We start from the raw sequence: 9,501 nt of genomic DNA on the forward strand, positions 1-9,501 counted from the left end.
TATTATGTATAATGCTTTTAATGGCGTATTTATATGAAACTCATCTTCATACTTCTCCTGTTAGTAAATGCGCTATATCTAGGGGCGCTGACTATATTACCGGTTATCAGGATTTGGGATATTCAGGAATCATGGTAACCGATCATTTTTTTAACGCAAATTGCTCGTTATCTCGCAGGCTTCCTTGGAAGGAATGGGTAAACCGTTTTTGCCAAGGATATGAGGACGCTTACAATGAAGGGTTAAAGCGTAATTTTGATGTTTTTTTCGGTTGGGAAGAAACATTTGACGGCTTTGACGACTACCTTGTTTACGGACTGGATAAAGACTGGCTGATGGATCACCCTGAAGTTCGCTGTTGGACAAGAAGAGAGCAGTATACTACCGTAAAAAATTCCGGGGGCTGTGTTGTTCAAGCCCATCCGTTCAGGCAGAGACACTATATCCCCAAAATAGTCCTTTCCACTGGTTGCGTTGACGCTGTTGAAATTGTAAACGGCGGTCATGATGACGTGTCCTTTGACGCCATTGCCAGTTGCTATGCAAAAAAAATAGGAAAGACTGTTACCGCCGGAACGGACATACATGACGCGTCAGATCTTGAGTATAACGAAATTTTCGGAATATACTCGGATAAAAAATTAAACAATATTTCGGATTATGTAAACATGGTTTTAAATGACGGAATATCAGGTTTAAGAATGAATGAAGACAGGATTAAATATAACGGAACGGAAGACGTAATGTTGCCGGTTGAAATACGAGATATAGACGACAAAATTACAGATAAACATTGGAAGGAATTTATATGACCGAGAAGACTGCCCATATTCCTGAACGTATAAAGGAATTAAGGGAGATTCTTGAAATCAGCGCGATAGACATGGCAAAAGAAGCAGGTATTCCTTTTGATACTTACAGCAAATATGAAAGTGGCGAGTTAGACATACCAATCAGCGCTTTGTATACGATAGCAAGTCACCTTGGAACAAACATTACAGTCCTTCTTACCGGAGAAGAGGCAAGAATGGACAGCGCGGCGGTTTGCAGAAATGGAAGGGGAGTTGAGATTGAACGTTACCCGGGATATGAGTTTTCAAGTCTTGCGTATAATTTTAAACATAGAACAATGGAGCCGTTGCTTGTAACTCTTGATTCGTCAAAACCTGCGGTTGGACAAGTGTCTCATACGGGACAGGAATTTAACTTTGTTATTGAAGGGCAGGTTAAAGTTACGGTAGCGAACACGGAACATATTTTAAACCCGGGCGATTCTGTTTATTTTGACGCGCGTCTTCCGCATGCTCAAAGCGCGGTTAACGGAACAGCGCAATTTTTAACAATAATTCAGGAATAAATTATGAACGAAATACTTTCGCGCTACCTTCCGCGCATAGATTTTGACAGTTACGATGATTTTTACAAAAATTACCGTTGTAATGTGCCTGATAATTTTAATTTTGCCTACGATGTAGTGGACGAATGGGCAAAGTTACAGCCAGAAAAACTTGCCCTGCTTTGGACGGACGATACTCAGGAAATGAAGTCGTTTACCTTTGCGGAAATAAAACGTCTTTCTGATAAAGCCGCAAACGCCCTGCTTTCGTTAGGTATAAAAAAAGGCGATGTAGTAAAGCTTATCTTAAAACAGCGTCCCGGCGTATGGGTGTTAATGTGCGCCCTTTCAAAATTAGGCGCTATCTGCATTCCTGGAACATATCAGCTAACAGCCAAAGATTTGGAATACAGGTGCAATATTGCCGACGTAAAACTTTTAATTACCGTTGACGATAAAGAACTGATGGAAAATATCGCTCTTGCTCGTCCGCACTGTAAAAAGTTGGAAAAAATAGCGGTTATCGGCAAAACAATCCCCGCCGGTTACATCGACATGAGGGCGGAAATTCAAAAATCGTCTGAAAATTTTACAAGGGTTGCGACGGTAACAAAAGACCCAATGCTTATTTATTTTTCTTCCGGTACGGCAGGAATGCCAAAAATGGTGCTTCATAACCACAGCCTGCCACTGGGACATATTGTTACCGCTAAATACTGGCATTGCGTGGAAGACAATTGCGTCCACCTTACTCAGACTGATTCAGGCTGGGCAAAGTTCGCTTGGGGTAAAATTTACGGTCAGTGGCTTTGCGGCGCGGCAATCGGCGTTTATGACACTGAAAAATTTACCCCCAAGGGAATGTTAGACGCTATTATCCGCTTAAAACCGGTAACCTTTTGCGCTCCCGCCACCGTTTTCCGTTATTTAATTAAGGAAGACCTTTCGCACTATGATTTTAGTTTTATTCGCCACACGTCCGTTGCCGGAGAGCCTTTAAGTCCGGAAGTTTATAATAAATTATTGGAACTTACAAAACTTGAAATCCGTGAAGGTTTTGGGCAAAGTGAGACTTCCGTAATGGCGGCTGTTTTTAAATGGCTGCCTGTAAAACCCGGCTCAATGGGAAAACCCGCGCCGCTTTTCGGTCTTAAATTGTTGGAAGAGAACGGAACGGAATGCGACGAAGGTATTGTCGGAAATATGAGTATAACCTGCGCCGGAAAAAATATGTACGAAAGCAAAGATTGTCAGCCTGACAGTATGCCGCCTGTAATAGGCAACTCTGATTTTCCCGGCATTTTCCGAGGTTATTGGAAGGACAAGGAAATAACGGAAAATTGCTGGAATAACGGAACATACAAAACGGGCGATATGGCGTGGAAAGACGACGACGGCTACCTTTGGTTCGTCGGGCGCAATGACGACGTAATCAAATGCTCAGGCTATCGCATTGGTCCTTTTGAAGTTGAAAGCGCGTTAATGGAACACCCGTCAGTGCTTGAGTGCGCCGTCACCGCCGCTCCCGATCCAATGCGCGGTCAGGTAGTGAAGGCGACCATTGTTCTTGCGCGCGGTTATACAGCCTCGGACGAATTAATCCGCGAATTGCAAAATCATGTAAAACATGTAACGGCTCCCTACAAATATCCGCGCATCATTGAATTTGTACCTGAATTGCCAAAAACAATCAGCGGAAAAATTCAGCGTAATATGATACGGAAAAAAGATTTTAAGGATTAAACATATTCATTCGCGATGCTTGCGGCTTTTTCAAAATCGCTGTGAAGCAAATGCATTGCTATATTGTCAATCTGTTCCCTGATAGAAGACGACCACTTTTTTTGTTTAAGCTCCGTTAACGCTTCATTGGCGGCTACTTCATCATAATTCTGGCAGGCTGTTTGAATAACGAGCATTTTTTCAGATAACAATACAAGATCGTTTTTAAAATCTTCCGGTACGACGTCGTCTTTTGGTTTAATTCTGTCAATAATATCGCGTAATATATCCAAAAATACCGGAGTCTCATCTAACATTACCTGTATTTCTTTTGCGCGTCCTGCCATTTCCAGTTTGCGCGCAAAAGCAGATGCTTCTTCTTCTTTCATATTGGCAAGAGCGCTTTTCATCGAGTGGACATCTATAATATATTGCCGAATATCGTCGCTTCTGCGGAATGAATTGGCGAATATTGCTTTTATTCTTGAATAGGAATTTTCAGCATCGCGCGCTAAGATTGCTCTTAATTCAGGCTCAGACGGCGTTACTTCCGTATTTCTTGTAATAGTGTTTGCCTGTTTCCGGGCGGCTTCAACTACTTCAGTTGGGTACTTATCGCGAATAAGTTTGTTAAGAATAGCGTTTAATTGGCGTATATCTATCGGTTTAGAAATAAATCCGTCAAATCCGTTTTCAAGGAATATTTCCGCCTGCCCTGCAATAGCGTTAGCTGTCAACGCTATAATGGGATTCGTATAGCCCATCTCTCTTATAATTTTTGCGGCTTCTATTCCGTCCATTTTCGGCATAAAATGGTCTAAAAATATAATATCAAAGACAGCGCCATTTTTTATTTTTTCGATCATTTCAAAACCGCTTTTGGCTGTTTCTATAGATAAACCGTAAGGAGCCATTAATCCTCTGGCTACATACAGGTTTGTTTCCACGTCGTCAACTATCAAAACCCTACCATAAGGCATATACTCGCATACAATCTGCGTCTTTTTTCCAGTTTTTGACAAGTTAGCGGTATGGAGATTATTGATTTCCTCCGCCATTTCTTTGCCTAATACGCCGTCGCTGTCTATTTTTTGCGGTAAGCGCACGGTAAACTCCGATCCTTTACCGGGTTCGCTTTTTACGTCAATTTGACCGTTCATTAAAAGGACAAGTTGTTTTGTAATACTCATCCCAAGCCCTGTTCCTTCTACTTTACTGTTTACATCAGTATTAAAGCGGGTAAACTCATCATACAATTTAGCAATTTGTTCCGCCGTCATTCCTTGTCCTGTGTCCGCTATGCGGAAAACAAGCGTAACAAGCGATGGGTCTTCTTGATATTCGGCGTTGATTGAAATGGAAATTTCGCCTTCGTCCGTATATTTGAATGCATTGGAAAGCAGATTATTTATGATTTGTTTTATACGCAGCTCGTCGCCTAACAATCTTAAAGGAATATTCTCATCAACATTAAGAGTAAATTTGATGGGTTTGTTTTCGTATAATATAACATTTATATGAATTGTGTCGTTAACCAGACTTGGGAAATCGTAACTGCTGATAGACAATTCCAATTTGCCTGACTCTATTTTGGACATATCCAATATGTTATTTATAATACCAAGCAGTAAATAACCGGAATTATTAATTTTCTCCAGAGCTTCATGAATATCATCGGGAAGTTTTTGATTTTGCAATTGAATTTCTGTTATACCTAGAATCGCGTTCATTGGCGTGCGTATTTCATGACTCATTTTAGCCAGAAAGTTACTTTTTGCGTTGTTAGCCGTAACCGCCTGTTCTTTTGCGGTAATCAACTCATTTATATCTACTGAATGTTGAATAAGGACAATCCGTCCGTCTGACCATTCCATATAACGGCTGGTATTACGGTATATGCGGTTTGTTATGGGGTTACGCATTTCCCACATGACTGTTCCCAGCGGATCTTTGTCAAGTTTATGAGCTGGACAAAAATCGCATATTTCATTTTTGTTATAAAAAAACACTTTATAACATAGCTGCCCATAATAATCGCCTTGAATTTTAAAATGATTCTTCATAAAGTTGTTAATAAATAAAATTTCGCCGGTGTGTGGAACGCAAACATAAATCATCGCGTTAAGACTGTTCAGCATATTTTCCAGAAGAGTTAGCGATTGTTTTGATTGGTTCATTTGGTTAACCGCGGCTTTTAACTCGCGTAAATCACGCATATAAGCCGCTATAACAAAATCGTCATAATGTTTAACGCGAACAAGCGTGATTTCGCAAGGTATTGGCTCGCCTTTTAGATTTTGATGTATACACTCCGTTTGGAGATAACCTTCTACAAAAGCTTTATTAAGACATTCAGCTATCCTCTTTTTTGATAAGTCTCCATTTGGCTGATATTCGGGCGAAAGCTCCTCAAATCTTTCCAGATATTCCTGTTTGCTTGATAAACCAAATATTTTAACCATTTCCTCATTGCAGTCTAAAATATTAGAATTAACATCAATATAACTTGCGCCTAACGGCATAGAGTCAAACATAACCCGTACACGTTCGTCAGTTTCGCGTATTTTTGCCATTTGCATATTTCTGTTTAAAGCGTTAGTTATCATTAAACCCAAAGATGTTAATATATGGATTTCATCATTAGAAAAACTACGCTCTTCGCGGCAATCGTCAATACTGAAAAATCCCCAAAAATTGCTTTCCAAAAACATCGGGATAATAACGATAGACTTCATTTCGTATGAGGACAAAAAAGCACGGTCGTCTTCCGGCAAAGACGATATTGGCGCGTTTATATTTTCGCCGCGCAGGAATAATTCTTTCCATTCCGGTTTTGAACTGTAGGAAAAATGCAAACCGATGGGAACTTTAACAGTTTTCATACCATGTTCGCTTAACCATTCATATCTGTGAACAAAGTGCAATTCTCCGTTTATCGTCTCGTTACGCCAAATTTGAACGCGGTCGACATCAAGGCAGTATCCTATAAGTTCAAAACTCTTTAGCAACGCTGATTTGAAATTCTTTTCATCATTAATAGACAGCAAAATTACCGCTACGTTGTTTACGGTATTTAATAAATTTTCACGCTTGCTGATTTCATTCAACATTCGCTTTGATTCGCGTAAATCGCGTAAATAAGCGGTTATAATAAATTCTTTATTATGTATTGTCCGTACAAGCGTTATTTCACATGGTATTGGCTCTCCGTTCAATTTCTGGTGCATCCATTCAAAACGGCAGTAACCTTCGACAGAGGCTTTTTTAACAACTTCAATCATTTTATCGCTTGACAGTCTCCAATCAGGCTGGTATTTAGGTGAAAGTTTGGGGAAATTTTCAATATATTCCTTTTTGCTTGATAATCCAAACATTTTAATTGCGCCTTCATTACAGTCAAAAAATTCAAAATTTTTATCATGAAAGTTTGCACCTAACGGCATGGTGTCAAATATAATACGAAGATGATCTTCCGCTATATTTTTTTCTTTGGTAATACGGTTAAATAAAATAATAAAAATTACTACCAGTGATATTCCCACTAATATAGTTCCTATTTTTAATAGAAGTATATGTATAGCCATTTCATTGTTTTTATGCGATATGACGCTCCTTATTGCGTCCATTTTAACGCCTGTAAACAAAATGCCGATAACTTCGTTTGTATTAGGTTGAAAAAGAGGGCGGTATAAGGTTAAGTATTCATTATTCAGAATAACGTCTTTACCTGTATAATCTTCGCCCGATTCAATGGAAATATATGCCTCGCTTTCATCTTCAAGAAAAATATTTAACGCCGGATTCCCGTTTGAATCAACAATGCTAGATGTTATACAGCGGTAGAGGTTATCTTCTTTGATATAAACAGCCATTTCTATTCCAAGATTGTGCGACATATTTTCAATAAGTTCCCGATGATGTGCCGAAGAAAATCCCTGATCAATATAGTCGCCTTTTTCAGAGTGTTTAATGCTATGCTCATTCTCCAGCACATATTCAAGATATATCATGTCATCTTTAAGTTTATCTTTTTCCACATAGATGATGTTTTCTAGATTCACCGCTTCCATGTTCATGGTTTGTATGTTGAAGATGTTCATTATAAAAAGCACTGTTAGTGAAAGAAGAATAAATATCGTGGCGATTCCGGTTATCTTTGAACGTAGGCTCATGTAAAGTTAATTCCTTGTATTTATTACAATGCCTTTCTTACTTCATTTAATTGTTCTTGCACAGCAATAAATACTTCTACTATTTTTGGATCGAATAGCTTGCCGGAGCCTGATGAAATGATTTTGACGGCTTCTTCGTTAGAAAGAGGTTCTTTGTAAGGGCGTTTTGATACAAGAGCGTCATATACGTCAATAATTGCCATGATACGACCATGCAACGGAATATCCGTTCCTTTTAGTCCGTGCGGATAACCCGTGCCGTCCCAGTGTTCATGGTGGAATTCCGCGAACAATTTAGCGTTATGTAAAAATTCTTCTTCGCCTGTTTGTTTTAAAATTTTATCTATTAATTTTACGCCTTCAATGGGGTGGGTTTTAATCTGTTCATATTCGTCATCGCTCAATTTTCCCGGTTTGTTTAAAACCGTATCTAAAATATTTATTTTCCCCATATCATGCAAACGGGCGGCTGACGCTACTTTATCGATATTCCATGTTGATATTTCATCGGCATATACACCGCGTTCTTTCATTGCGGTTAAAAGTATTTTTATATCCATTGCCGTGCGATCATTATGACCTACAGTATCTTTGTCGCGTTCCTCTACCACATTAGCAAAAACAGCCATAATGCCGTTTTGCAGAAGTTTGATTCTTTTTGTGCGTTCGCTGATTATATCTTCTATGTCCAACTGTGTTTTAATGCGATTGAGCAGAACGGGCGCGGAAAAAGGTTTAGAGATAAAGTCTACCACGCCTAGTTCAAAGCCCTTGGCTTCAATATCGTCGTCCGAATAACTTGTAAGGAATATAACCGGAATATCAGCGTATAAAGGTTTTGATTTTAAGATTTGTAATGTTTCAAACCCGTCCATTCCGGGCATTTGAATATCAAGAATTATTAAATCGGGGATAATTTTTTCTAAAAGCGAAAACATCTTTACGCCGGACAACATTGTTAAAACTCTATATTGATGTTCCAATGCTCTTTTAGCTATTGAAAGGCTTGTATCACTGTCATCAACCATAAAAATTGTTTTCATAACCCTGCTCTTGTTAAATTAATACGATTTTTCCTACTTTTATGTCATTATCCACCAATTTGTGTATTTTGTCAATGAAGTTCGTTTTTAAATTCGCTTTCTTTTATCAACCAGTATACCTATCGTTAAACAGTATAATAGAAATTTCTTACACCTTTAAATTCGTCCTGCACATCAAGCAGTACTTCAACGATTTTAGGGTCGAATTGTTTGCCGGAGTCCTTAAAAATTATATTTATAGCTTCTTCGTCGGTATACGCCTTTTTGTATGGACGTTTAGATGTAAGAGCGTCATAAGCGTCAACAATCGCCATAATGCGTCCATGGAGCGGTATGTCCGTCTCTTTTAGTCCGTGCGGATACCCCTTTCCGTCCCAGTGTTCATGGTGGTATTTGGCGTATAATTTGGCGTTATTTAAAAACTCCTCTTCGCCCGTTTGTTTTATCATTTTGTCTATTATTTTTTCACCTTCAGTGGTGTGGGATTTTATACTTTCATATTCTTCATCGCTTAATTTTCCCGGCTTGTTTAGAATTGTATCTAAAATATTTATTTTTCCCATGTCATGCAAACGGGAAGAAAAAGCGACTTTTTCTATATCCCATTTGTTTATTTCTTCGGCGTATACCCCTCGTTCTTTCATAGCTTCTATTAATATTTTGACATATGTTTCTATACGATCATTGTGTCCTACTGTGTCCTTGTCGCGAGCCTCCGCCATGTTTGCAAAAACTATCATAATGCTGTTTTGAAGTCGTTTAATTCTTTCGGAAGGATCGCGAATTAACCAGTCAATATCTGTTTGTGTTTTTATCCGGTTAAGCAATATCGGCGTGGAGAACGGTTTTGAGATAAAGTCTACCACGCCAAATTCAAAATTGAGGGTTTCAATGTTTCCTTCCCTGTTGTTTGTCAGAAATATAACGGGAGAGTTAGTGTATAATGGATTTGATTTAAGTTTTTGCAGCGCTTCAGAGCCGTCTTTTTCGGTCATTTCAATATCCAGCAGAATTAGCTCGGGAGTAATTTTTTTTAAAAGATTAAACATTTTCTCGCTTGATGACATCGTTAGTACCCTGTGATGATTTTCCAGAGCTTCTTTAGCCAGTAAAAGGCTCATTTCGTTGTCATTTACCACGAAAATCGTTTTCACTTTTTCCCCCTTTGTTTTGATTTTTGTAAATAATTATAAAAAATGAGAAAAAAATCCAAAAAAACTGACAGATG

Annotated in this window: 6 protein-coding genes; 3 read left to right on the forward strand and 3 right to left on the reverse strand. The window is 38.8% G+C overall.

Annotated features, from left to right (window positions below):
* The first annotated feature begins 20 nt into the window (after window positions 1-20).
* From ACYVTD_RS03080 to ACYVTD_RS03090, 3 genes are read left to right on the forward strand one after another with little or no spacing between them, the layout of a single operon-like run.
* Entirely contained in the window at window positions 21-812 is a 792-nt protein-coding gene (locus tag ACYVTD_RS03080) for a PHP domain-containing protein (protein ID WP_461246313.1), read from the forward strand.
* Window positions 809-1,357: a helix-turn-helix domain-containing protein gene (locus ACYVTD_RS03085; RefSeq protein ID WP_461246314.1), complete on the forward strand. Its 549-nt coding sequence runs from the start codon at window positions 809-811 to the stop codon at window positions 1,355-1,357. The genes ACYVTD_RS03080 and ACYVTD_RS03085 overlap by 4 nt, the downstream gene beginning before the upstream one ends.
* Window positions 1,358-1,360: 3 nt before the next feature.
* The gene (locus ACYVTD_RS03090) at window positions 1,361-3,079 is read left to right on the forward strand and encodes an AMP-binding protein (RefSeq protein WP_461246315.1); all 1,719 of its coding nucleotides are present in this window, start codon (window positions 1,361-1,363) and stop codon (window positions 3,077-3,079) included.
* On the opposite strand, the gene ACYVTD_RS03095 is transcribed toward ACYVTD_RS03090, so the two are convergent.
* The 3 genes from ACYVTD_RS03095 to ACYVTD_RS03105 form a co-directional block, all read right to left on the reverse strand.
* The gene (locus ACYVTD_RS03095) at window positions 3,076-7,230 is read right to left on the reverse strand and encodes an ATP-binding protein (RefSeq protein ID WP_461246316.1); all 4,155 of its coding nucleotides are present in this window, start codon (window positions 7,228-7,230) and stop codon (window positions 3,076-3,078) included. The genes ACYVTD_RS03090 and ACYVTD_RS03095 overlap by 4 nt on opposite strands.
* 23 nt (window positions 7,231-7,253) lie before the next feature.
* Entirely contained in the window at window positions 7,254-8,273 is a 1,020-nt protein-coding gene (locus tag ACYVTD_RS03100; RefSeq protein WP_461246317.1) for an HD domain-containing phosphohydrolase, read from the reverse strand.
* A gap of 125 nt (window positions 8,274-8,398) precedes the next feature.
* The gene (locus ACYVTD_RS03105; protein ID WP_461246318.1) at window positions 8,399-9,427 is read right to left on the reverse strand and encodes an HD domain-containing phosphohydrolase; all 1,029 of its coding nucleotides are present in this window, start codon (window positions 9,425-9,427) and stop codon (window positions 8,399-8,401) included.
* Between the last annotated feature and the right edge of the window lie 74 nt (window positions 9,428-9,501).

It is taken from the genome of Treponema sp. R6D11 (genome assembly GCF_054786075.1).